Below are 25,002 nucleotides of genomic sequence, written 5' to 3'. Positions count from 1 at the left end.
GGCGGGCCGTGTCTCGAAGGTGACACGGACATTAAGAGGACTAGACCAGTGCGTCAATAGGTCTGGACCAACGAAGGATTTCGTGGCAGGGTCATGGCGGGTTGTGAGTCAGCCCACAGGGCCTCACTCGTATGGCCGGTCGCAGTCCGTGGCATATTGGTCCTGTATCAGCAGCAGCGCACTCCGGGGTCGGTGTAATTCCGAACCGGCGGTATAGTCCGCGACCCGTCCGCAGCCAGCGGCCGGTTGACCAGGTGAGATTCCTGGACCGACGGTGAAAGTCCGGATGGGAGGCAGTGCGCGGCGGGCGACCCCTTCTCGGGGTGAGCCGGCCGTACGTCCGCTGGTCGCCGTACCGGATCCCGGTCCCGGCGCCCCCAGCGGGCATCCGGCCTCGGCACACCCTGCGCAAGGCTCTCGTACCCGCTCTCTGTCGTCATCGACAGGCCCCGGAGTCCGTGCCCGAAGAGGCAGGAGGACCCGGTGGCCACCCAGGCCGACATCACCGCCATGCGACGCGCGATCGCGCTCGCCGCCCGCGGTCTCGGCTCCACCAGCCCCAATCCGGTCGTCGGCTGCGTCATCACCGACGCCTCCGGCCACCAGGTCGGCGAGGGCTGGCACCAGCGCGCCGGCGGCCCGCACGCCGAGGTCCACGCCCTGCGCGCGGCCGGTGTCCTGGCCCGCGGCGGCACCGCGTACGTCACCCTCGAACCCTGCAACCACACCGGTCGCACCGGCCCCTGCGCCCAGGCCCTGATCGAGGCCGGGATCGCCCGCGTCGTGTACGCGGTCGGCGACCCGAATCCGCAGGCCACGGGCGGTGCCGACACCCTGCGCGCGGCCGGCGTCGAGGTCGAGCAGGGCGTCCTGGCCGACGAGGCAGAGGCGGGCAACCTGGCCTGGCTCACCTCCGTACGCACCGGCCGCCCCTTCGTGCGCTGGAAGTACGCCGCCACCCTCGACGGCCGGATCGCCGCCGCCGACGGCACCTCCCGCTGGATCAGCTCCGCCGAGTCCCGCGCCGACGTGCACCGGCTGCGCGCCGAGGCCGACGCGGTCGTGGTCGGCTCCGGCACCGCCCGCGCCGACGACCCCCACCTGGCCGTACGGGGCATCGAGGGCGCCGTCCAGCCGCTCCGCGTCGTCGTCGACACCGAGGCCACCGCCGTCAAGCCCGGCGCCCGGGTCCTGGACGACACCGCGCCCACCCTGATCGCCGTCGCCGAGGACGCCGACACCGCCCTCGAACCGGTCGTACGGCTGCCCCGCGCCGCCGGCGGCGGGCTCTCCGTCCCCGCCCTCCTGGACGCCCTGTACGCGCGCGGCGTCCGCTCCGTACTCCTCGAAGGCGGCCCCACCCTCGCGGGCGCCTTCCTCGCCGCGGGCGCCGTCGACCAGGTCGTCGGCTATCTCGCCCCGGTCCTGCTCGGCGCCGGCCCCGCCGCCCTCGCCGACGCCGGAATCACCACCATCGCGGAGGCGTTGCGCCTCGACGTCACCGAGACCGTGCGCATCGGGCCCGACCTCCGCGTCACCGCCGTCCCCACCGTCCCCGCCACCCCCAAGGGAGCCTGACCGTGTTCACCGGAATCGTCGAAGAGCTGGGCGAGGTCGTCGCCGTCGAGCAGCTGGAAGACGCCTCGCGCTTCCGCCTGCGCGGCCCGCTGGTCACGGAAGGCGCCCAGCACGGCGACTCGATCGCCGTCAACGGCGTCTGTCTCACGGTGGTCGAGTTCGGCGACGGCGAGTTCACCGCCGACGTCATGGCCGAGACCCTCAAGCGCTCCTCGCTCGGCGCCCTGGAGGTCGGCTCCCGGGTCAACCTGGAGCGGCCGATGGCCGTCGGCGGACGCCTCGGCGGCCACATCGTCCAGGGCCACGTGGACGGCACCGGCACGATCCTGGACCGCGAGCCCTCCGAGCACTGGGAGATCGTCAAGGTCGGCCTGCCCGCGCAGCTCGCCCGCTACGTCGTCGAGAAGGGCTCGATCACGGTCGACGGCGTCAGCCTCACCGTCGTCGAGGTCGGCGACGACTGGTTCACCATCAGCCTCATCCCCACCACCCTCGCGCTGACCACGCTCGGCATCAAGCAGAGCGGCGACCCGGTCAACCTCGAAGTGGACGTCATCGCCAAGTACGTCGAGCGGCTGCTCGGCCCGAACGGGCCCTCGAACGGACAGGAGAACGGCAAGTGAACTGGCTCAACTCCGAGGCGTTCACCCTCCTCGACCAGCACATCATCTGGTCCGACATGATCGGCAACATCTTCGGCCTGATCGCCCTCACCCTGGGCTGGCGCCGCTCGGTGTGGACCTGGCCCGTCCAGTTCCTGGCCGGCCTCATCCTCTTCGGCGCCTTCTACGGCCACCTCACCGGCAGCGCCGGCAAGCAGGTCGTCGTCATGCTGGTCGCCCTCTTCGGCTGGTGGCAGTGGAGCCGCGGCAAGGGGCAGGGCACCGACGGCCACATCTCCGTGCGCTTCGCCACCTGGCGCGAGCGCGGCGCGATGATCGCCGCCGCCGCGGCGGGCACCGTCGCCGTGGCCCTCCTCTTCAAGGCCTACCCGAGCCTGTCCTGGGACCCCTGGCCCGACGCGTACATCTTCGTCGGCACCATCGTCGCCATGTACGCCCAGGCCCGCGGCATGGTCGAGTTCTGGTTCGCCTGGCTGCTCGTCGACCTCGTCGGCGTCCCGCTGAACTTCGCCAACGGCTACGCCTTCTCCGGCTTCGTCTACGTCATCTACGGCGCGCTCGTCCTCTGGGGCATGCGCGACTGGTGGCTCCGCTCCCGCACCACCGCCCCCACCCTGGAAGGAGCCCGCGCATGAACACGCTGTCGCTCTGGGACACCTCCGACCTCTCCCTCGACCCCGTCGAGCAGGCCATCGCGGACATCGCGGCCGGCCGCCCCGTGGTCGTCGTCGACGACGAGGACCGCGAGAACGAGGGCGACCTCGTCATCGCCGCCGAGAAGGCCACCCCCGAGGTCGTCGCCTTCATGATGAGCGAGTGCCGCGGCCTGATCTGCGCCCCCATGGAGGGCGAGGAGCTCGAACGGCTCCGGCTGCCGCAGATGGTCGACCACAACACCGAGTCGATGCAGACCGCCTTCACCGTCTCCGTCGACGCGAGCCGCGCCCACGGCGTCACCACCGGCATCTCCGCCGCCGACCGCGCCACCACCCTGCGCATGCTCGCGAGCGGCGAGCACGAGCCCGGCGACTTCGTCCGCCCCGGCCACATCTTCCCGCTGCGCGCCAAGCCCGGCGGCGTCCTGGCCCGCAACGGACACACCGAGGCCGCCGTCGACCTCGCCCGGCTCGCCGGACTCCGCCCGGCCGGCGCCATCGTGGAGATCGCCGGCGAGGACGGCGTCATGCTGCGGCTGCCCGAGCTGGTCCCGTTCGCCCGCAAGCACGGCCTGACGATCATCTCCATCGAGGACCTGATCGCCTACCGGCGCTCCGCCGAACCCACCGTGCGCCGCGAGGCCGAGGTCCGGCTGCCCACCCGGCACGGCGACTTCACCGCGTACGGCTACCGCTCCACCGTCGACGGCGTCGAGCACGTCGCCCTCGTCCACGGCGAGATCGGCGACGGCGCCGACGTCCTCGTCCGGGTGCACTCCGAGTGCCTCACCGGCGACGTCTTCCACTCGCTGCGCTGCGACTGCGGTCCCCAGCTGGAAGCCTCCATGGACCGCATCACCGAGGCCGGCCGCGGCGTCGTCGTCTATCTGCGCGGCCACGAGGGCCGCGGCATCGGACTGCTCTCCAAGCTGCGGGCGTACGAGCTCCAGGAGCGCGGCCGCGACACCCTCGACGCCAACCTGGAACTGGGCCTGCCCGCCGACGCCCGCGACTACGCGGCCGGCGCCCAGATCCTCGCCGACCTCGGCGTGCGCAGCCTGCGCCTGATGACCAACAACCCCGACAAGATCGACGCCCTCACCCGGCACGGCCTCACCGTCGAGGGCCGCGAGCCCATGCCGGTCCAGGCGGGCGAGCACAACCTCCGGTACCTGCGCACCAAGCGGGACCGGATGGGCCACGACCTGCCCTGGCTGGACGGCACCTCGGCCCCCACCTGCGGCAACCAGTAAGTCAGCACGTACCGAGATCGACCAAGGAGAAACATGAGCGGCAAGGGCGCACCCGTCCTCAGCGTGAAGAACTGCGGCGACCTCCGCGTCGCGGTCATCGCGGCCCAGTGGCACGAGAAGATCATGGACGGCCTCGTCGACGGCGCCCTGCGCGCCCTGAACGAGCTCGGCATCGAGGAGCCCACCCTGCTCCGCGTCCCCGGCAGCTTCGAGCTCCCGGTCGTGGCCAAGGTCCTCGCCCAGCGCGGCTACGATGCCGTGGTGGCGCTCGGCGTCGTCATCCGCGGCGGAACGCCGCACTTCGAGTACGTGTGCCAGGGCGTCACCCACGGCCTCACCCAGGTCTCGATCGACACCGGCGTACCCGTCGGATTCGGCGTCCTGACCGTCGACAACGAGGAGCAGGCCCTCGACCGGGCCGGCCTCGAGGGCTCCAGCGAGGACAAGGGCCACGAGGCCGTCACCGCCGCCGTCGCGACCGCGACCATCCTGCGCACGGTCAGCGAACCCTGGCGCTGAAACCCTGGCGCCGAGACGCGCCTGCCCACCCCGTACTCTTAGGACATCATGGCGAACAAAACCTTCGAAGAGCTCTTCGCCGAGCTCAAGCTCAAGGCCGAGACCGGCGACCCGGCGACCTCCCGCACCGCGGAACTGGTCGGCAAGGGCGTCCATGCCATCGGCAAGAAGGTCGTCGAGGAGGCCGCCGAGGTCTGGATGGCCGCCGAGTACGAGGGCAAGGAAGCCGCCGCCGAGGAGATCTCGCAGCTGCTGTACCACGTCCAGGTGATGATGGTCGCCCGCGGGATCTCGCTCGACGACGTCTACGCCCACCTCTGACCTTAAGCGCCCGACCTTCAGAGCCCGCACCGCACCACGCAAGACACCGACATCCGAGGCAAAGGAAGCCCGTCCCATGCTGCGCATCGCCGTCCCCAACAAGGGTTCTCTCTCCGGACCTGCGATGGAGATGCTCCATGAGGCGGGCTACCGGCAGCGCAAGGAGTCCAAGGAACTCGTCACCGTCGACCCGGAGAACGAGGTGGAGTTCTTCTACCTCCGCCCCAAGGACATCGCGATCTACGTGGCGTCCGGCCGGCTCGACATCGGCATCACCGGCCGCGACCTGCTCCTGGACTCCGGCGCCAACGCCGAGGAGATCCTGCCGCTGAACTTCGGCCGCTCCACCTTCCGCTACGCCACCCGCCCGGGCACCGCGAACGGCCCTGCGGACTTCCACGGCATGACGATCGCCACCTCCTACGAGGGCATCGTCGCCAAGCACCTCGCCGAGCAGGGCGTCGACGCCTCCGTCGTGCACCTCGACGGCGCCGTCGAGACCGCGATCCAGCTGGGCGTCGCCCAGATCATCGCGGACGTCGTCGAGACCGGCACCAGCCTGCGCAACGCGGGCCTCGAAGTCATCGGCGAGCCGATCCTCACCTCCGAGGCCGTCGTCGTGCGCCGCACCGGCGCCGTCGACGACGACCCCAAGGTGCAGCAGTTCCTGCGCCGCCTCCAGGGCGTCCTGGTCGCCCGCAGCTACGTGATGATGGACTACGACTGCCGCGCCGAGCACCTGGAGCAGGCCGTCGCCCTCACCCCGGGCCTGGAGTCGCCCACCGTCTCGCCGCTGCACAACGAGGGCTGGGTCGCCGTGCGCGCGATGGTCCCCGCCAAGGAGGCGCAGAAGGTCATGGACGACCTGTACGAGCTCGGCGCCCGCGCCATCCTCACCACGGCCATCCACGCCTGCCGTCTCTGAGCCGCACGGCCGCACGGAAGAAGTCCAGGAACGCCGATGTCCTCCGACACCACCCTCCCCGCCCTCCCGGTCACCTTCCGGCCGGGCCGCACCCGGGCCGTCCTGCTGACCCTCGGCGTGGTGATGTTCCTCGTCATCACGGCGGTCGGGCTGATCCTGGAGAAGCTGAACCCGGGAGAGCGGGTCAGCTTCGTCTTCACCGCCGCCCTCTTCCTGGGTGTCCTGGTGCTGCTCAGCCGCCCCAAGGTGGTCGCCGACGAGGACGGTGTGACGGTCGTCAACATCACCCGGAAGCGCCGGCTCGCCTGGGCCGAGATCCTCAGGGTCAATCTGCGCCCCGGCGACGCCTGGGTGTTCCTCGACCTGAGCGACGGCACCAGCCTGCCCGCCCTCGGCATCCAGCCCGGCATCGCCAAGGAGCAGGCCATCCGCGACGCCCGCGCGCTGCGCGCGCTCGCCGAGAGCCGGGGCACCGGCTCCGAGTCCCGCTGACCCCGGTCCGACGCCGGTCCGACTCGGGTCCGGCTCGGGGCCGACCCTGATCCGTCCCCCATACGGGGCCGACCCCCTGCCCGTGACAGCACGGGCGTGACTAATCTGGTGGCGGTGGTGCCGAGCGGCACCACCGCCTCGCATGTGCAGGGCCGCCCGCCGGCGGCCCGCGAGGCCGCCCTTCGACCCGAGGAGTGACTCCCTCCGGCAATGGACGGATCGTCCGGTAGTACCTGCGCCGCCCCCTCACCCGAGGCGGCGGCATGATCGTCTCTCTCCTGCTGCTCGCCGCAGCCTTCCTCCTGATCCTCGCCAACGGCTTCTTCGTGGCCGCCGAGTTCGGCCTCGTCACCGTCGAGCGCGCCGAGGCCGAGCGCGCCGCCGCCGAAGGCGACCGCCGCGCCCGCGGCGTCGTACGGGCCCTGCGCGAGCTGTCCTTCCAGCTCTCCGGCACCCAGCTGGGCATCACCATCACCTCGCTGGTCACCGGCATGCTCGCCGAGCCCGCGCTCGCCGGACTGCTCGACGGGCCGCTGACCGCGACCGGACTGCCCGAAGGGGCCGTCTCCGGCATCTCCGTACTCGTCGGCATGCTGCTCGCCTCCGCGGTGCAGATGGTCGTCGGCGAGCTCGTCCCGAAGAACTGGGCGGTCTCCCGGCCGCTCCAGGTGGCCCGTTTCGTGGCCGGCCCGCAGCATGTCTTCGCGAGCCTCTTTCGGCCCGTGATCGCGCTGCTCAACACCGTCGCCAACCGGCTCGTCCGGCTGTTCGGCGTGGAGCCGGCCGACGAGCTCGACTCCGTCCGCACCCCCGGCGAGCTGGTCTCCCTGGCCCGCCACTCCGCCGAGGCCGGCGCCCTCGAACAGGACACCGCCGACCTCTTCGTACGGAGCCTCACGCTCGGCGGGCTCACCGCCGAGCAGGTCATGACCCCTCGGGTGAAGATGAGCGCCCTCCAGTCGGACGCCACCGCCGCCGATGTCCTCAACCTGACCCGGGCCACCGGCCTGTCCCGCTTCCCGGTCTACCGGGAGCGGATCGACGAGATCGTCGGCATGGTCCACCTCAAGGACGCCCTCGCCGTCGTCCCGCACGAGCGGCACCGCACCCCGGTGGGCCGGATCGCCGTCCCGCCGCTGCTCGTCCCCGAGTCGCTGCCGGCCCAGGCCCTCCTGGAGCGGCTGCGCCGCGAGCAGCCCATCGCGGTCGTCGTCGACGAGTACGGCGGCACCGCCGGCGTCGTCACCCTGGAGGACATCGTCGAGGAGCTGGTCGGCGAGGTGCGCGACGAGCACGACACGGCCGCCGACGAGCGGCCGGAGCTGGCCGCGGTGCCGTCGGAGGACGGCAGCCAGGTCTGGGAGGCCGACGGCTCCTGCCGGGTGCACACCCTGCACCGGATAGGACTCGACGTGCCCGACGGACCGTACGAGACGGTCGCCGGGCTCGTCGCCGATCTGCTCGGGCGCATCCCCGCCCCGGGCGACCGGGCCGAACTCCCCGGCTGGCGGCTCTCGGTCCGCCAGGTCGACCGCTACCGCGCCGAGCGGGTGCGGATCATGCGCACCGCCCCGGTGCCCGTCGGGGCGGAGGCGGCCCGATGAGCCTCCTTCCCCTCCTCTTCGCCGTCCTCCTGGTGCTCGCCAACGGCTTCTTCGTCGGCGCCGAGTTCGCGCTCGTCTCCGTGCGCCGCAGCCAGATCGAGCAGCGCAGCGGCAAGCGGGCCCGCCAGGTCCTGTACGGCCTGGAGAACCTGCCGCAGATGATGGCCGCCGCCCAGTTCGGCATCACGGTGGCCTCGCTGACCCTCGGCGCCGTCGCCGAGCCGACCGTGGCCTCGCTGCTCGAACCGGTCTTCCACGCCGTGGGCGTCCCGGACGGCCTGGTCCATCCGCTCGGCTATGTGATCGCGCTCGCCGCGGTGGTCTTCCTCCACCTGGTGATCGGCGAGATGGTCCCGAAGAACCTCGCCATGGCCGACCCCGAGCGCACCGCGCTCGCGCTCGGCCCCGGCCTGGTCGGCTTCGCGCGCCTGTGCCGCCCGGTCACCAGCGCGCTCGGCGCCTGCGCCCGCCTGGTCCTCAAGGCCTTCAAGGTCGAGCCGAAGGACGAGGTGGAGGCCGTCTTCACCTCCGCCCAGCTCGGCCGGCTCGTCGAGGACGCCGGCCAGGCCGGACTGCTCGACCCGGCCGAGCAGGAGCGCCTGGAGGACGCCCTCGAACTGGGCACCCGCCCGGTCACCGACGTCCTCATCCCGTCCGCCTCCCTGGTCACCGTGCCACCGTCGGTCACCCCCCGGGAGATCGAGGAACTGACCGTGCGGACCGGCTTCTCCCGCTTCCCGGTCCGCGCCCCCGGCGGCGCGGCCGGAGTCGGGGCCGGGGTCGGGGTCGGGGGCCGGGGCACCTTCATGGGCTTCGTGCACGTGAAGGACGTCCTGGACCTGGAGGACCGGGAGCGGGCGGTGCCCCAGCAGGTGTGGCGCCCGATGGCCACGCTGCGGGCCGAACTGCCGCTGGACGACGCGCTCACCGTGATGCGCCGGGCCGCGACCCACCTCGCCCAGGTGTCCGACGCCTCCGGCCGGGTGCTCGGCCTGGTCGCCCTGGAGGACGTCCTGGAGACGCTGGTCGGCGAGGTCCGCGACCCTGCCCACCGGGTGCGGACCGTGGTGCGCCACCCCGTGGGGACAGCGGGCGCGCAGCCGTCCGCCAGGGTGATTGCGAGCTGAGTTCGGCCAGAGCGTTGGGGGAGCCGCCGGTCAGATGCCCGGCGGCTCCTGCGGTCCGCGGTCCATGGGGCCGCGTCCCGAGAGCACCTCGCCGTACGCCTGCATCAGGTCCGGCAGCCGCAGCGTGGCCAGGTCCTCGCGGCTCGGCACGGTGCCGTAGCCGGACAGCCGCAGATCGCGGTAGGCGCAGGACTTCTCGTACAGGGTGCGCAGGAAGCGCCCGTTGCCGAGCTCGTCGATCCAGCCCTGCTCGACCACGTGCCCGCTGATGGAGCGCAGCTCGTCGAGGGACTCCTCGTCCCAGCCGTCGCCGTTCGCCGCGGCGAGCACCTTGCCGATCTCGGTCAGCTCCAGCGGGCGGTACGAGGGGAAGTCGACGCGGGTGGTGAAGCGGGAGGAGAGCCCGGGGTTGGCGGCGAGCAGCCGGTCCATGCCCTCCGGGTAGCCGGCCAGGATCACCACCAGGTGGTCCCGGTTGTCCTCGGCCCGCTTGAGGAGCACCTGCAGGGCCTCGTCGCCGTAGGCGTCGCCCTTGCTGTAGCCGGTGTTGGAGAGCGAGTAGGCCTCGTCGACGAAGAGCACCCCGCCGATCGCCGAGTCGATCAGCTCATTGGCCTTGACCGCGGTCTGGCCCAGATACTCGCCGACCAGATCGGCCCGCTGGGCCTCCACCAGATGGTCGCCGCCGAGCAGCCCGAGCGCGTAGAACACCCGCCCGAGGATCCGGGCCACGGTGGTCTTCCCGGTGCCCGACGGGCCGGAGAAGACGAAATGCCGCTTCGGCGGCTGGACGGGCAGGCCCTGTCCGGCGCGCAGCCGGGCCATCTCCAGCTGGGCCGACAGGGCCTTCACCTGCCGTTTCACCGGCTCCATCCCGACCATCCGCTCCAGCTCCGCCAGCGCCTCGGCGAGCAGCTCCGGGTCGGTGGTGCCGGCCGGGAAGCGGGGCGGCACCGGCTGCGCCGGGACGGCCGCCTTCTGCCGTACGACATCGGGCGGCTCCGGCGGCGCGGGCGGCGGGCCGGTCTCCGGTCTGAGCAGCAGCCCGTCGCCGCCCGGGCCCTCCGGCCCGTCCCGCTCGCCGTCCACCGTGTCCTGGCCGAGCCCGCCGTACATCGCCGGGGCGTAGCCCACCGGGTCGTCCGGGCCCTCGAAGCCGTCGTACTCGGCGATGGCCGCCAGCCGCGCCGCGGTGTCCATGAACGCCGGGTCGATCCGGTGCACCGCCCGGTAGAGCGGCAGCGCGGCGGCGGACCGGCCGGTGCCCTCGTGCGCCCGGGCCAGCCAGTAGCGCAGCTCCTTGCGCTGCGGCTGCTCGCTGCGGCAGCGCATCAGCGCCGCCGAGAGCAGCGGCTCGGCCTGCCCGTACATCTCCAGGCGCACCCGGGCCATGCCGCCGAACAGACCCGCCTCGATGCCGAGCAGCGGATCGTCGACCAGCGCCTCGGTGTGCCGGACCAGCTGCTCCCAGTCCTTGACCAGATAGGCGCGGCAGGCGTGCAGGAAGCGCACCTGGGGATCGGCGTCGACCGGCGGAAGCCCGGCGAGCGCCCGGTCCAGCTCGGGAACGTGCCGTCCGTCGAGCCAGTGCGAGGCGTGCGCGAGCAGCAGATCGCGCGGCGTCTCGAGCACCGGCTGCACCCACCAGCCCAGCCAGTACCAGGAGTTGAGGGTGCGGCGGTGCCGGGTGCGCTGCTCGCCGAAGCGCTCGCGGTTGCGGTACATCCGCAGCAGCGCCGTCGTGGTGTCCACCCGCAGCGCGTGCAGCCCGAGCCAGCCGTCGGCCATGCCGGGGTCGATGCGCACCGCCGTCCGGAACTCCTCCTCGGCCTGCGGATACGCGCCCATCGTGTAGGCGTCGACTCCGCGCAGCCAGGCGAGCTCGGCGGGGGCATGCGTGCCCTGTGTGCCGAAGTCCATCGGGTCCCCCACAACCGTCTACACGTGGACGGGAATTGACCGCACCGAGGGGCATCGTACCTGCGCAGGGGGTGCGTGATGAGGGAGAAGAGGGCGATCGGCCGTGATCGACGCGATCCGCCGGCCGTCCACCGGTCGTGACCCACGGTGATGACGGGGGCGGAACGAAGCCCCCGATCACGGGGGAACAACCGGGGGCTTCGCGTCCGCGGCGACTCCGCAGAGCCGCACATTCAGAACGTAAGACCTGTACGCCCCTTGGGTCAAGCCGAGTTGAGGCACTTGCGGAAGTGGAGTTCCGCCCACTCAGTTTGCGGCCGGGGACCCGTCACGATGGGTGATGATCTGGTTCGGGCCCGCTGTCACAGAGGGCCCTGGCAGCCACTCGTAACCCTTCCCGCGCTCCCGTACCAAGGTGTCGGCGAAGGGCCGCGACGGGTCCTCCGTGAAATGGCGAGTCTCCGCCACGGTCCAGCCGTCCCAGAAATCCGCCTGCGCCGGCCCGTCCCGGTGCCGCCCGCGCGCCCAGGACTCCTCGGCACCGCGCTCCATCCACAGCAGCCGCGCCAGGAACGGCCGCACCACCCGCCGCCCGGCCCCCACGCCCTCCAGAAGCACCACCGGCGCCGGCTCCAGCGTCCGCGCCGGGCCGAAGGAGCGCAGATTCCAGTCGTACGGGTGATAGCGCGCCGCCCGGCCCTCGGACAGCGGCACCACGACCTGGTCGAGGAGCCGGCCGTCCCACTCGAAGAGCTCCTCGTGGCTCGCGAGGTCGTCGAGATGCAGCACGGGCGCCCCGCCCAGGGCGGCGGCCAGCCGCGCGGCGAGCGTCGACTTGCCGGATCCGGCGTGCCCGTCGACCGCGACGAGCCGCACCGGGCCGCAGGAGGGCGGCAGCCGGCGCAGGGCGGTGGCGGCGCGGTCGAGGCCGGGGTCGACGGTCATGGCTTCAGGGTAGGGGAGCGGCCTTCCGGGATCCGCCCCAGGTCAGCGGGGCTCGTCCTGCCACTGGTGGAGACCAATATTGCTCGCGCGGCACGTGTCGAATCGCTGGCAGAAGGCGTCCGCGAGCCGCGATAGTGGGGCCCGCAGCCCGTCCGTTCGCCACCACCGACTGGAGGGTCACCGCCCATGCCCCCTGCCACCCCGCGCAGAACCGTCCTCGCCGCCGCCCTCGCCGCGGCGGCCGGAACGGCGGCGTCCGCCGCGCCGGCCGCGGCCACGGAAGCCCGCGCCGACGAGGCCGCCGCAGGTCGTGCCCCCGCCCCCGAACTCGTGGACAACCGCTTCTGGTCCACCTACACCGACTGGCGCTGCGGCACCGCGGCCGGTACCCGGGCCGTCGCCGGCCACCGCCCCGGCCTGGTGCTCGCCGTCCCGGCCGGCCGCACCGACTACACCGACCCGCACACCGGCCGTACCGGCACCTGGGAGTACGCGACCTGGACCTCGCCGGTCCACACCTCCAGGGTCCCCGCGACCGAGGTCATCGCCTCCTGGAACGCCCACACCCCGCCCGGCACCTGGATCCAGGTCGACCTGCGCGGCACGTACGGCGACGGCACCGACACCCCGTGGTTCGTGATGGGCCGCTGGGCCTCCGGCGACGCCGACATCCGCCGCACCTCGGTCGACGACCAGAGCGACGGCAAGGCCTCCATCTGGACCGACACCTTCTCGATCGACGACCCGGCGAACGGCCTCCGCCTCCTCTCGTACCAGCTCCGCCTCACCCTCCACCGCACCCCCGGCACGGACCTCTCGCCGGTGGTCTGGCGGCTCGGCGCGATGGCCTCCGACATCCCGGACCGCTTCGAGGTCCCCGCCTCCGCGCCCGGCCTCGACCACGAGCTGACCGTGCCGCGCTACTCCCAGAACACCCACGTCGGCCAGTACCCCGAGTACGACAACGGCGGCGAGGCCTGGTGCAGCCCCACCTCCTCGCAGATGATCGTCGAGTACTGGGGCCGCCGCCCCTCCACCGCCGACCTCGCCTGGGTGAACCCCGACTTCGCCGACCCCCAGGTCTGCCACGCGGCCCGCCACACCTACGACTACCAGTACGCCGGCTGCGGCAACTGGCCCTTCAACGCCGCCTACGCCGCCGCCTACCCCGACATGAACGCGGTCGTCACCCGCCTCGGCTCGCTCACCGACCTGGAGACCCTGATCCGCGCCGGCATCCCGGCCATAACGTCCCAGTCCTTCCGCAAGGAAGAACTCACCGGCGCCGGCTACGGCACCTCGGGCCACCTGATGACCGTCATCGGCTTCACCGCCGACGGCGACGTGATCGCCAACGACCCCGCCTCCCCCAGCAACGAGGCGGTCCGCCGGGTCTACCGGCGCCGCGAGTGGGAGAACATCTGGCTGCGGACCAAGCGTTATGACGCAAACGGCAAGGTCAGAAGCGGTACGGGGGGTGTCTGTTACATCTTCTGGCCGGTCAAGTCAGCACCAAGTCTGCACCGCGCACTGCGGTCGCTCGGCCTGGTGTGAGCATGTGCGGCCCGACGGTCGTCTCGACGACCTGACGGCAGCGCTCCTGGCCGTCCTGCGTGAGGTAAAGGAGACGCTGCTTGGCGACGGTAAATCCGTCTCCGCGCTACCACCCACCCTGAGCGGAATCCGCATCGGCGGCATCCTGGTGATCTGCCCGGACTGCGGAGCCTGGCGGCGACTGGATGGTCATCTGTGACCGCAGCGAGATCAGCATCCGCTGCCGATGCATCCACCAGTGGGTCGAACCCGAACTGACGCGTGCGGATGCGCAGCGATGATCGACGCCGACGGCCAGGACTATCCGAGCTTGGAGACCGCTGCCCAGGCCGCTGGCTACGACGGCAAGCTCGTCGGCACCTATCTGTCGGATCCGAGGTCCGAGTAGACGCTCGCGTCAGGAGCGTCGATCGATGCCCTCTGGTCGGACGGCATCTGCCTTTCATCCAAGCCCGCGCTTCAGACGCAACCGCGGGTGTGGCCACGGTTGCGGGCGATCGGTGCCCACGACCGGCGGAAGTCGTGCACCGGCGCTTCCCGTCTCTTGTGCACGGACGCGAGAGCCGTTCTTTCACGCCCGGCACTAGCTCGGCCGTCGTGACGTGCCCGGCCGCCACGTCCTGCTCTGTCTTCGCAAACGGTCACGTTCTCGGTGGCCGATCTCATGCCCGCCTGTTGATCTGCGCACGCACCTCAAGGATCAAGGCTTGCAGCTGCTGTGACTTAGGTGTGAATGTCACAGAATGATCTTCACTTCATGATCACGAAATGACTACGACTCTTGAACGCCTCATCTATATGTCGATCTACTGACCTTCTCTTGATCGTGTTCTGAGGGGGGAACCGTGCGTTTCGTGCGGCCTGTTTCCGTTGCCATTGCCTTCGTCCTGGCAGCAATCACTGGCATGGAAGGTGCGGCTGCCACACCAGCGTTTGCCGGGGCGCGTGTGACGAGCGGGGAGTCTCCCGAGCAGTCGTTGGGCTCAGCCGCCGGACGATCGCACCATGCCTCTGCCGGTGAAACCTCGGAGGATGCGAGCGGGGGGGCGTCTCGGTCATTCGCCCGCTCCCAACGAACTCCCCATCGACAGCGGCATGCTGTCTCCGCTCGTTTCCCCAGCCTCGCGTATTCCCGTAGCGAAGACTGTCCCGGTGACGGTCGGAGCGACAGAGCCGAAGGGCTTCGACTCGAAGACAAGTCGTGAGCTCGTCGCTGAGCGGAAACGCACGTCCAAGACATTCCAGAACGCGGACGGAACCCTCACCACCCGGTTCTATGAAGACCCGATCAACTTCCAGGACGCGCAAGGCGATTGGAAGCCGATCGACACGACCCTGCAGGCCCTGCCCAAGAGCGGACTGCTGGGGCGTGCCGTCAACACCTCCGGTGATGGCTGGAAGATTACTTCGGGGGAGGCGGAGACGACGTTTGGCGGCTACGCCGACTCGTCCCCTCTCGTTTCCCTGAAGACGGGTGCCGAGAGCTCTGTCGGGTTCTCCGTGCAGGATGTCGTGCACGCCGCAGGTGAGGCAGACGCGAGCACGATTACTTACCAAGATGTCCGCCCAGGTGCCGACCTGAGGTTCGTCGCTGGTGGCACGTCGGTCAAGGAAGTCATCACGCTCAAGAGCGTCGATGCTCCCACCGAGTGGCTCTTCCCTCTCCACACCCAGGGGCTGACGCCCCGCCTGGAGTCCACGGGAGCGGTGACGTTCAGAGACAACGCCGGTGGGGTGCGGGCCACCATGCCAGCCGGGTGGATGGAGGACTCGAACCTCGCCCCGAACTCCAATCAGGGTGAGATCTCCAACGGTGTCCGCTATGAGCTGGTGGACGTCGTCGGTGGTCAGGGGCTCAAGGTGTCGCTGGACACGGACTGGCTGCGCGACCCGACGCGTGTCTTTCCGGTCAAGGTCGACCCGACGGTCACCACCTTGACTTCCTTTGAGGCCAGCTCAGGCACCTACGTGCAGTCCCCATACAACGTGAATTTCGCGGGCGACACGAATATCAAGGTCGGCACCTACGACGGCGGTGGCCACAAGGCAGCAGCGTTCCTGCGGTTTGCTGGCCTTGAGAGCACGTTGAAGAACGCCTGGGTCGTCAATGCCCGGCTGGCGCTGTACAACACGTGGTCATACTCGTGCACCGCTCGACCTGTGACGGTGCATCCAATTACGTCCAGCTGGCTTGAGTCGACGACGAGTTCCTACCCGGGCCCCTCGACAGGCCCTGCCCTGGCATCCAAGTCATTCGCTCACGCCTGGCGTGCCGACGGATCGAGCTCCTGGGTCTGTGGTGGGCCGACGTGGGAGTCGATCAACCTGGGGTCGGCGGGGCGTCAGCTGGTGGATGACTGGACGCATGGCCGGAAGAAGAACTATGGCCTTGCGGTGAAGGCGTCGACGACCGATTCCAAGGCGTGGAAGAATTTCGGCTCCGATGACTTCCCTGGAGGCAAGCCGTCGCTTGACGTGACGTGGACCAAGTACGGTGCCACGTACAGGATGGGGGAGTTCGTCACTCCGATCACCACGACCGCGGAGGGCGTCTTCCATGTCACGGTGACCAATCGCGGTCAGCAGATGTGGCCTAAGAACGGCAACTTCTCCCTGCGCTACCTCCTGCTCGACAGTGCAGGCAAGGAAATCACCGACACATCGAAGATCCGTTGGTCGGCCATGCCGGCAGACGTTCCTCCCGGCGCGAGCGTGACTGTTGACGCGAAGATCGCCCCTCTTCCGCCCGGCGACTACACACTCCTGTGGACGATGAACGACAACGGCATCGCCACCTTCAGTGGTGCTGGTGTCCCGCCCGTAGGAATTAGGGTTTCGTCCACCAACATCCCGCCTCAGTTGATCCGCATCGCACCGCCCAGCGGAACTGTCACCAGCACACTCACGCCTACCCTCTGGGCTTCCGCCACAGACCGCGACCGCTACCCGAAGGCGCTGCAGTACCAGTTCGAGGCCTGCGAGGTCGAGGGCAAGGACACGCGCAAGAACTGCAAGATGGGCCCCAAGGTCGCCTCGCAGCAGTGGGCGGTCACCAGCGGTTGGCTGTCCTGGTCGAAGACGTATGCCTGGTACTCATATGCCTACGACGGCAGTGCCACCTCGGCCCGCCCCGAGCCGTCGCTACTGACTACGCAAGTGCCTCAGCCGGCCGTTACAGGCCAGCTGGGTGCCTCCGACACAACTGACGAGTTCGATGAACGGTCGGGTAACTACGGCACCGCGGCCACGGATGCTGCCGTGCCAACGGTCGGGCCTGAACTGTCGGTGACCCGTACCTACAACTCGCAGGATCCGCGGCAGAAGAATGCTTTCGGTGCCGGGTGGGCGACCCGCTGGGACATGCAAGCGGCGGCGGAGAGCACGGGCAGTGTGTTGATCACGCTGGCCACGGGTGCCCAAGTGCGTTTCGGTAAGAATGCCGACGGCAGTTACGCCGGCCCGTCCGGTTCCACGGGAGAGCTGAAGGCCGAGACCGGCGGCTGGACGCTGCGTGACGGCTCTGGGGCCCTTTACACCTTCACTGCCGCCGGACTGTTGGCGAAGATCGCTGACGGCCATGGCCGTGTGCAGGAGCTGACGTACACCAACGGTCTGCTGACCCAGGCCAAGGACGTGCAATCGGGCCGCACGCTGACCTTCACGTGGTCGAACGGGCACGTCGCGACGGCGGAGACGAACGCCGTCAACGGTGCGGGCACGGCGCTGAAGTGGAGCTACACCTACGAGGGCGACCGCCTCACGAAGGTGTGTCCGCCGTCGTCCACCACGGCCTGCACGATCTACACCTATGAGGACGGCAGCCTGTACCGGAGCACGGTGCTGGACGCTGGCCCGTCGGGGTACTGGCGCCTGAACGAGGCAGAGGGGGAGACCGCCGCGAGCGAGACCGTCTCAGGCAGCGGCATGAACGACGCCCAGTACCGCGACGTCACCCGCGGCGCCGCAGGCGTTCTGTCGGGGACCGGCAACAAGGCCGGCTCCTTCGACGGCACCGACTCCTACCTCGCCCTCGCCGATGACGCGCTTGGTTCGTCGCCGTTCGCGTCGGCGGAGATGTGGTTCAAGACCACCAAGCCCGGCGTGCTGCTGTCGCAGGCGAACGAGCGGATGGAGGACGTCGAGCCGACGGTGAGCCAGTCCACTCCGCTGCTGTTCGTCGGCACGGACGGCAAGCTCCGCGGCCAGTTCTACTACCCAGGCACTTCCTGGACCGCCCTGACCTCCACCGGCGTCGTCAATGACGATGCCTGGCACCATGTGGTGCTTTCCGGTGCCGGCACGGCGCAGACGCTGTACCTCGACGGTAAGGCAGTCGGCTCCAAGACCGGCGCGATCGACCACCTCGAGCAGCGCTACACCTACGTCGGACTCGGCTGGACCAATGTCCCGTGGCTGGGAATCGACAAGACCGACCAGCTCGGCCACTTCAACGGACTGATCGACGAGGTCGCCGTCTATGGACACACCCTCGACGCCCGGACGGTTGCTGAGCATTACACGGCCAAGGCCACCACCTCCCGAATCACGAAGGTCACCCTCCCATCGGGCCGCGTCAGTTCTCAGGTTGTCTACGACTCCGACACCGAGCGCGTCACTCAGGTCACGGACGCGAACAAGGGGATGTGGAAGGTGTCCGCGCCCCGCTTCTCGGCCGGCTCCACCGCTTACGCCGACACTGTGCGCGCGTCCGGCCCGAGCGAGTACTGGCGGCTCGGCGACCGCCGTGGCATTACTGCGGCCAGCGCCCTCCCGGAGGGGGCGGACGGTGACTACGGCGACAACGTCGCGCTCGGCACCTATGGCGCGTTCGCCGATGGCGATGACACTGCCGCCGGTCTGAACGGCGACTCCTACATTCAGGTCGCCGACGCCTCGCTGAACGGCACTGCCCTGTCCGCGGAGTTGTGGTTCCGCACCGACAAGCCTGGCATCCTGCTGACCGAGTCCAACGCCGACATCAGCGAGGACCAGGTCCCCACCCACGCCACCCCGCTGCTCTACGTGGGCACGGACGGCAAGCTCCACGGCCAGTTCTACTCCGAGACCACCAACTGGATTCCCCCGGTCTCCAAGAACACCGTCAACGACAGTCAGTGGCACCACGCCGTCGTGACCGGCAACGGCAACACCTCCGCCCTCTACGTCGACGGCGTCCTCGCCGGTCAGATCTCAGGCACGATCACTCACCTGGATCAGACCCGGATCTTCTTCGGCAAGGGCCGCACCGGCTCGCGCTGGACGGCCCTGGACTCCAGCGACCCCTGGGGCTACTTCAGCGGCGCACTCGACGAGGTCGCCTTCTACCCCAAGGCCCTCACCGCCGCAGAGATCAACGCCCACTACCGAGCCCGCTCGGGGATGGTGGCCGGCGACGGGCCGCACTACCGTGGCGCCGTCACGGCCGACGCCCCGGCCGGCTACTGGCGCTTGGACGAAGCCACCGGTTCGGTGGCCAACAGCCTGTCCGCCGCCCAGAACGGTGGCGGCTCTTACACAAACACCGCCCTCGGCACTGATGGCGTGTTCGGGACTGGCGACAACACGGCCATCAGCCTGAACGGAAACGGCTACACCGAGATACCCGGCAGCATCCTGCGCGGTTCCACCGACCTCGCGGTGGAGGTGTGGTTCAAGACCACCAAGCCGGGCGTCCTGATCGGCGACCAGTCCGCCCCCATCGGCGGCACCACCGTCACCGGCACCTACGCACCCCTGCTCTACGTCGGTACGGACGGCAAGCTCAACGGAAAGTTCTACTCACCCGGCCTCGGAACCGCGAAGGTCGCCTCCGCCGACAGCGTCAACGACGACCAGTGGCACCACGCCGTGATCACCGCGACCGGTACCGCGCAGGTCCTCTACCTCGACGGCGTCCAGGCCGCCACCCTCACCGGCGCGGTCAGCCACCAGTCCAATACTCGCACCTACATCGGTGCCGGCTTCGCCAAGAACTGGCCCGCCGCCCCCGCCGAGGTGTCCTACTTCACCGGTCAGATCGACGAAGTCGCCATCTACCAGCACGGCCTCACCGCCGACCAGGTCGCCGAGCACTACCGCTCCCGCGAGCACTCCAGCACCTCCGCGCTGGCCATGACGGTCGCCGTCACCGATCCCAAGGGGCAGACCACCAGTACCACTTACGACGCACTGCGCGGCCAGCGCCGCATCGCCTCCACCGACGTGGCGGGCGGGCGCACCACGTACGCGTACGACACCGGTGGCTACCTCCACACAGTCACGGACCCGATCGGGCATTCCACGATCACGGGCCACGACGCACAGGGCAACGCTGTCTCCCGCACGACCTGCCGGGATGCCAACTCCTGCTGGACTTCGTACGCGGAGTACTACAACAACGCCGCCGACCCGCTCGACCCGCGCAACGGAAGGCAGACCACCGCTCGCGATGCCCGCTCCTCCAGTCCGGCGGACAACCGCTACAAGACGACCACGGGCTACACGGCGCTGGGACTGCCGGACAAGCTGACTCTGGCTGACGGCCGGACGTCATCGACTACCTACACCACGGGTTCCGAAGCAGCCTTCGGCGGCGGAACCATGCCGGCTGGGCTGGTTGCGAGCACGGTGACTCCCCAGGGCGCGGTAACGGCATACGCCTACTTCGCCAACGGTGACCTCGCCAAGGTCACGGACCCCAACGGGCTCGTCACCTCCTTCATCTACGACGGCATCGGCCGCAAGACAGGCGAGACGCAGATCTCCGATACCTACCCGGACGGCGTCACCACGGCCTACGGCTACGACTCCCTGTCCAACGTGGTCACCGAGACCGGTGCCGGCATCAAGAACGAGATCACTGGCGTCACCCACACCGCGAAGACCACACGCGTGTTCGACGCGGACCGCAACCTTCTCTCCGAGACCGTCGAAGATCTCACCGGTGGCGACACAGCCCACACGACGACTCGTCACTACGACGACCGCGGTCTCAACGACTCGATGACGGATGCCGAAGGCAGCACCACCACCTACAGCTTTGATCCCCTCGGCCAGGTGATCAGCGAAAAGGACGCCCTCGGTACCGAGACCGCCTACAGTTACACGCCGCGCGGTGCCATCGCCGAGACCGTGCTGAAGAACTGGACCGGGCAACCGTCGGGCGAACCGCGCGACCTCGTACTCGAGTCGAACGCCTACGACCCCGCCGGCCGGCTCGCCTCCACCACCGATGCCCTCGGTGCGACCACGTCGTTCTCCTACTACGACGACAATCTGCTCGCCACCACGACCGCCCTCCAGGTCGAGCAGGCAGACGGAACCCGCCGGGACATCCTGCAGGAGAGCAACACCTACGACGGTGCCAACTACCTGATCAAGCAGGTCATCAACGGTGGCATCCGCACGGAAGCGTTCACCGTGGACGCCACCGGACGCATCACTCGCTCGGTTCTCGACCCCAATGGATTCAACCGCTCCGTTGACTACGTCTACGACAAGGACGACAGACTCACCGACACCACGCGATACGTCTCCGCGACGGAGTCGCAGACCGAACACGTGACGTACGACCAGGCCGGCAACGTCACAACGGCCGCGCTGACCTCGGGTGCCACTACCATCACCACCCGCAACACCTACGACCAGCGCGGACTCCTCCTCAGCTCCACCAGCCCGCGCGGCACCAAGACCGGCGCCGACCCCGCCACGTACACCACGACCTACCGGTACGACGCCCTCGGCCGACTCGTCGGGGAGTCCTCACCCACAGTCACCACCGAAACCTACGGAAACGCCGCCCAGCAGCAGAGGCCCACCACCACGCACGGCTACAACGCCTTCGGTGACCTGAGCCACTCCAGGGACGAGAACGGAGCCGTCACCAGCTCCGACTTCGACCGGCTCGGCAGGACCACTGCGCTCACTCTCCCCGCCTACACCCCGCCGGGCGGAACCACGATCACGCCGGTCTACACCACGGCCTATGACGCCCTCGGCCGGGTCACGTCCAGCACCGACCCCTTGCAGCGCACCACGCGCTACGTGTACGACCAGCTCAACCAGCTGACCCAGCGCATCGACCCCCTGGCCGGAGGAAGCAGCCAGCAGCTCGCGAGCACCGAGCCGAACCCGCTCACAGGAACATCCACGTCTCTGTCGGGTGAAGGAATCGCCCACTACACCTGGACACCGACAGGTCTGCCGCTGTCCGTCACCACACCCACCGGCGCCCGTGCGGAAGCGACCTACGACGGGCTTGGCCGACAGCTCACCGCGACCACGGTCGAGCGGTACCCGTTCCTGCAGAATCTGACGACCCGGTATGCCTGGGACGACGCCGACAATCAGACCGCTGTCACCTCGCCGACCGGACTCGTGTCGACGACGACGTACAACCCGGCCGGCGAACCCCTCACGGTGACCCCGTCCGGTGAAGGCACCACCCGGTACACCTACGACGGCCTCGGCCGCCAGGCGTCCGTCACTGACGGAACCAACCGCAAGACCACGTTCACCTACGACCTGCTCGGCAACATCACCACGGCCGCCGACTACGGCACCGGAACGACCGCCCTGCGCTCCTACACATCGGTCTTCGACGAGGAAGGCAACGAGACCTCCGCAATCACTCCCTCCGGAGGCGGCACGGCGTTCACCTACGACGCGCTCGGCCGACTCACCAAGCAGGAGCAAAAGGTCTCGGACACCAAGACCGTCACGTCCACCTTCGGCTACGACGCGCGCGGAAACCGGACGCGCTTTACTGACGGACGCGGCAACACCACCCACTACACCTTCAACACCTGGGGCCTGCCCGAGTCCACCGTCGAACCGTCCACCACCAAGCACCCCGACCTGGCAGACCGCACCTGGACCACGGTCTACAACAGCGCAGGCGAGGCCGTCAGCGATCTGCTGCCCGGCAACATCAAGCGCCAGCGCACTTATGACGGCCTGGGCCGTCTGATCCGTGAGGAGGGTTCCGGCACCAGTACCCCGACCACGCCCCGCACTTTCTCCTACGACCTCGACGGCCGTCTGACAGCAGCCGGCACGAGCGCCACTGGGCCGGCGAACACGTACACGTACAACGACCGGGGGATGCTCCTGCAAGCCCAGGGCCCGTCCGGGAACTCGCAGTACTCCTACGACGTCGACGGCAACATGACCTCGCGCAAGGACGCCGCGGGAACCACCGCATACACGTACGACGCAGCCGGCCGACTCGACACGGCCACTGACCCCCTGACAGCAACACGCGTCCAGTACGACTACGATCAGGCGGGCCGCCCCACCCAGGAGCAGTACGCCCGCACCGCCGCGGACGGACAGATCACGGTCGCATCCCAGCGGACCTATGGCTACGACAGCCTCGGCCGACAGACCACCGACACCGTTACCCGCACGGCCACAGGCACCGCAGTCGCGAACTCCACGTACGGATACGACCTCGACGACCGCCTCGTGCAGAAGACCACGACCGGTACCGCAGGCGCCGCCGACAACACCTACACCTACGACCTGGTCAGCCGCATGACCTCCTGGACCAGCGGCACCAGCACCACTACCTACGGCTGGGACGACGCCGGCAACCTCATCAAGCAGGGCGCCACCAACGGTGTGTACGACGCACGCAACCGGCTCGAGACCTGGGGCTCAGAGACGTACACCTACAGCCCGCGCGGAACCACGGACGCCGTCACGCAAACGGGCGGAACGACACGCTCGCTGACGTTCGACGCCTTCGAGCGGACCGTCTCCAACGGAGGCAGCACCTTCACCTACGACTCGCTCGACCGCGTACTCACCGACGACGGCACCCCGTTCACCTACGACGGTGCCACCAACAACCTCGTCACCGACGCCACCACCGCATACACGCGAACCCCGGAAGGTAACCTGCTCGCTAGCGCCGGCCTCACCACCGCCGGCCTCGAACGCCTGGCCATCACCGACCAGCACACCGACCTCGTCGCGGGACTCAGCGCTGACGGCACAATCATCACCGGCTCCCGCGCCTACGACCCCTTCGGCAAGGTCACCGCATCGGACGGCAGCAACCCGGCACTGGGCTACCAGTCCGGCTGGACCGACCCCACCACGGGCGAGATCAACATGGCGGCCCGCTGGTACCAGCCCGGCACCGGCGCGTTCACCTCACGCGACACCTGGCAACTCGACCCCAAGCCTTCGGGCCGAGGCAACCGCTACGCCTACGCGGAGGGTAACCCGCTGGGCGGAACCGATCCCACCGGACACGCCTTTGATCCACGGAACGGTGGAGGCGGGCCCGGCGCGGGCGGTCGCGGCGGTGCATATGGCGGTTCAGGCGGTGGCGGAAGCGTGGGACGAACGATGTTCCGGAGGCCGTCGCGAACCGGCACACGGTCCGTGACCCGGGCGAGGGACCAGGAGTGCTCCCGCTACTCTTCGCGCTGTAGCACGAAGAGCAAAAGCCAGCGGACGAGTGCGAAGCGCCCTGGCAATGCGAGAAACCAGGAATGCTCCAAGTACTCGCCTACATGTCGGGTCAACACCACACGCGGTAGGGGCAATTCGAAACCGAAGGGCTGCGCCTACTACGGCACCTGTAGTACCACGACGGGCAATCCCACGACGCCCCGAGGGAACACCGGCAACCGAGGCAACGGCACCAACCGAGGAGACGGCTCCCGTACCAACACCAACAAGCCACCACGCCCCAAGGAACCGCAGAACCCGAGCGGCGGCAAGAACCCCAAGCCTGCACCGACCCGGACCAAGCCGAAGCCGGAAGTGAAGACGACCGTGGCGGCAAACCAGCAGCAGGCCGTCGACCAGGCCGTGGTCGTACTTACGGATATCGAACGCATGGTCGTGGAGGCGGCGCAACCGCTCACCCCGGACGAGGCGGTGCAGACTGGAGGTGATGCGGGTGGCCAGCAATCCAACGATCGGCGCAACGATGACGATGTGGACTGCACCGCCCAACTCGCCGAAAGGGTGCGGCGGGCCGATCGAGGGATGTCGGGGCCGGTCTGCTTCCGGGCCCCGGAGGGCGCTACTGACGCGCAGATCGAGGAGCTGAAGGACCACATAGCAGCACTGAATGCGATTCCCGGCTACTGGTCGCCCACAGGGCGCGTTTCTCCTACTTCCAAGGTCGACACCGTTGCGGGGACACTCACGTTGAACGAGGTCGCGACGAAGTACTTGGATAAGGTTCACAGGCCAGCGGTCAAAGGAACCCCCTATGACTACGCGCAGAATGGTAAGTCGCCTGGGCATCTCCCGGACACGACATGGTCAGGGAAGTGGGCGCCATACTGCTGGCACCAGCAGGATCCGGCGGTCAATGAGCAGGTCGGGGCCTACGCGCAAAAGTATAAGGTCGGCTACCGACCCACGGGCTTCTTCTATGCGGGTGTCCGTAATAATCCGAGCACATACACGACGGAGAGAGTGGCAGGGTCAGTCAGTCGCGGTCAGTATGGTATCTGTCAGATTTCGCGCCCTTAGGAGTTCC

The 25,002-nt window shown here is 69.2% G+C and carries 15 protein-coding genes and 1 riboswitch; of the genes, 13 read left to right on the top strand and 2 right to left on the bottom strand.

Annotation, left to right across the window (positions count from 1 at the left end):
- Nucleotides 1–174: 174 nt before the first annotated feature.
- Nucleotides 175–304, top strand: a riboswitch (FMN riboswitch).
- A 179-nt stretch (nucleotides 305–483) separates the two neighbouring features.
- From ribD to KV205_RS26305, 10 genes are all read left to right on the top strand, one after another.
- Complete coding sequence (ribD, locus tag KV205_RS26350) at nucleotides 484–1,578, top strand: bifunctional diaminohydroxyphosphoribosylaminopyrimidine deaminase/5-amino-6-(5-phosphoribosylamino)uracil reductase RibD (RefSeq protein WP_265867108.1); 1,095 nt, start codon at nucleotides 484–486, stop codon at nucleotides 1,576–1,578.
- 2 nt (nucleotides 1,579–1,580) lie between these two features.
- On the top strand, nucleotides 1,581–2,201 hold the full coding sequence (locus KV205_RS26345) for a riboflavin synthase (protein WP_265867107.1): 621 nt from the start codon (nucleotides 1,581–1,583) through the stop codon (nucleotides 2,199–2,201).
- Nucleotides 2,198–2,836 carry a nicotinamide mononucleotide transporter family protein gene (locus tag KV205_RS26340; RefSeq protein ID WP_265867106.1) on the top strand — a complete coding sequence of 213 codons (639 nt, stop codon included), beginning with the start codon at nucleotides 2,198–2,200 and terminating at the stop codon, nucleotides 2,834–2,836. Before KV205_RS26345 ends, KV205_RS26340 begins: the two co-directional genes overlap by 4 nt.
- Entirely contained in the window at nucleotides 2,833–4,110 is a 1,278-nt protein-coding gene (locus KV205_RS26335) for a bifunctional 3,4-dihydroxy-2-butanone-4-phosphate synthase/GTP cyclohydrolase II (protein WP_265867105.1), read from the top strand. Before KV205_RS26340 ends, KV205_RS26335 begins: the two co-directional genes overlap by 4 nt.
- A 33-nt stretch (nucleotides 4,111–4,143) precedes the next feature.
- Nucleotides 4,144–4,629 carry a 6,7-dimethyl-8-ribityllumazine synthase gene (gene ribH / locus KV205_RS26330; RefSeq protein WP_265867104.1) on the top strand — a complete coding sequence of 162 codons (486 nt, stop codon included), beginning with the start codon at nucleotides 4,144–4,146 and terminating at the stop codon, nucleotides 4,627–4,629.
- 48 nt (nucleotides 4,630–4,677) lie between these two features.
- Nucleotides 4,678–4,950 (top strand): phosphoribosyl-ATP diphosphatase, encoded by a 273-nt coding sequence (locus tag KV205_RS26325; RefSeq protein WP_116162050.1) that lies wholly within the window; start codon nucleotides 4,678–4,680, stop codon nucleotides 4,948–4,950.
- A gap of 76 nt (nucleotides 4,951–5,026) precedes the next feature.
- Nucleotides 5,027–5,875, top strand: a complete 849-nt coding sequence (hisG, locus tag KV205_RS26320; RefSeq protein ID WP_265867103.1) for an ATP phosphoribosyltransferase — start codon at nucleotides 5,027–5,029, stop codon at nucleotides 5,873–5,875.
- Between the two features lie 36 nt (nucleotides 5,876–5,911).
- Nucleotides 5,912–6,367, top strand: coding sequence for a PH domain-containing protein (locus KV205_RS26315; protein WP_265867102.1), 456 nt, complete (start codon nucleotides 5,912–5,914; stop codon nucleotides 6,365–6,367).
- A 263-nt stretch (nucleotides 6,368–6,630) separates the two neighbouring features.
- The gene (locus tag KV205_RS26310) at nucleotides 6,631–7,971 is read left to right on the top strand and encodes a hemolysin family protein (RefSeq protein WP_265867101.1); all 1,341 of its coding nucleotides are present in this window, start codon (nucleotides 6,631–6,633) and stop codon (nucleotides 7,969–7,971) included.
- Entirely contained in the window at nucleotides 7,968–9,098 is a 1,131-nt protein-coding gene (locus KV205_RS26305) for a hemolysin family protein (RefSeq protein WP_265867100.1), read from the top strand. The genes KV205_RS26310 and KV205_RS26305 overlap by 4 nt, the downstream gene beginning before the upstream one ends.
- A gap of 30 nt (nucleotides 9,099–9,128) precedes the next feature.
- Here the strand turns inward: KV205_RS26305 and KV205_RS26300 are convergent, their stop codons facing one another.
- On the bottom strand, nucleotides 9,129–11,018 hold the full coding sequence (locus KV205_RS26300; protein WP_265867099.1) for an AAA family ATPase: 1,890 nt from the start codon (nucleotides 11,016–11,018) through the stop codon (nucleotides 9,129–9,131).
- 306 nt (nucleotides 11,019–11,324) lie between these two features.
- The gene (locus KV205_RS26295; protein WP_265867098.1) at nucleotides 11,325–11,963 is read right to left on the bottom strand and encodes a uridine kinase; all 639 of its coding nucleotides are present in this window, start codon (nucleotides 11,961–11,963) and stop codon (nucleotides 11,325–11,327) included.
- A gap of 186 nt (nucleotides 11,964–12,149) precedes the next feature.
- Here KV205_RS26295 and KV205_RS26290 point away from each other — a divergent pair, with 186 nt between their 5' ends.
- From KV205_RS26290 to KV205_RS26280, 3 genes are all read left to right on the top strand, one after another.
- On the top strand, nucleotides 12,150–13,517 hold the full coding sequence (locus KV205_RS26290; RefSeq protein WP_265867097.1) for a peptidase C39 family protein: 1,368 nt from the start codon (nucleotides 12,150–12,152) through the stop codon (nucleotides 13,515–13,517).
- Between the two features lie 4 nt (nucleotides 13,518–13,521).
- Nucleotides 13,522–13,716, top strand: coding sequence for a hypothetical protein (locus KV205_RS26285; RefSeq protein ID WP_265867096.1), 195 nt, complete (start codon nucleotides 13,522–13,524; stop codon nucleotides 13,714–13,716).
- 953 nt (nucleotides 13,717–14,669) lie between these two features.
- Nucleotides 14,670–24,995: a LamG-like jellyroll fold domain-containing protein gene (locus tag KV205_RS26280; RefSeq protein ID WP_265867095.1), complete on the top strand. Its 10,326-nt coding sequence runs from the start codon at nucleotides 14,670–14,672 to the stop codon at nucleotides 24,993–24,995.
- The last annotated feature ends 7 nt before the right edge of the window (nucleotides 24,996–25,002 follow it).

This window comes from Streptomyces sp. SKN60 (assembly GCF_026236535.1).
Classification (GTDB): Bacteria; Actinomycetota; Actinomycetes; order Streptomycetales; family Streptomycetaceae; genus Streptomyces.
Note: the sequence above shows the minus strand (reverse complement) of the source record. Positions and strands in the feature narration are given on the sequence as shown.

What these genes read in the sequence shown, in the direction of transcription:
- KV205_RS26300 (WP_265867099.1), bottom strand. Translation starts at nt 11,018, where the DNA reads ATGGACTTCGGCACACAGGGCACGCATGCCCCCGCCGAGCTCGCCTGG.
- KV205_RS26325 (WP_116162050.1), top strand. Translation starts at nt 4,678, where the DNA reads ATGGCGAACAAAACCTTCGAAGAGCTCTTCGCCGAGCTCAAGCTCAAG.
- KV205_RS26305 (WP_265867100.1), top strand. Translation starts at nt 7,968, where the DNA reads ATGAGCCTCCTTCCCCTCCTCTTCGCCGTCCTCCTGGTGCTCGCCAAC.
- ribH (WP_265867104.1), top strand. Translation starts at nt 4,144, where the DNA reads ATGAGCGGCAAGGGCGCACCCGTCCTCAGCGTGAAGAACTGCGGCGAC.
- KV205_RS26295 (WP_265867098.1), bottom strand. Translation starts at nt 11,963, where the DNA reads ATGACCGTCGACCCCGGCCTCGACCGCGCCGCCACCGCCCTGCGCCGG.
- KV205_RS26315 (WP_265867102.1), top strand. Translation starts at nt 5,912, where the DNA reads ATGTCCTCCGACACCACCCTCCCCGCCCTCCCGGTCACCTTCCGGCCG.
- KV205_RS26310 (WP_265867101.1), top strand. Translation starts at nt 6,631, where the DNA reads ATGATCGTCTCTCTCCTGCTGCTCGCCGCAGCCTTCCTCCTGATCCTC.
- hisG (WP_265867103.1), top strand. Translation starts at nt 5,027, where the DNA reads ATGCTGCGCATCGCCGTCCCCAACAAGGGTTCTCTCTCCGGACCTGCG.
- KV205_RS26290 (WP_265867097.1), top strand. Translation starts at nt 12,150, where the DNA reads ATGCCCCCTGCCACCCCGCGCAGAACCGTCCTCGCCGCCGCCCTCGCC.
- KV205_RS26335 (WP_265867105.1), top strand. Translation starts at nt 2,833, where the DNA reads ATGAACACGCTGTCGCTCTGGGACACCTCCGACCTCTCCCTCGACCCC.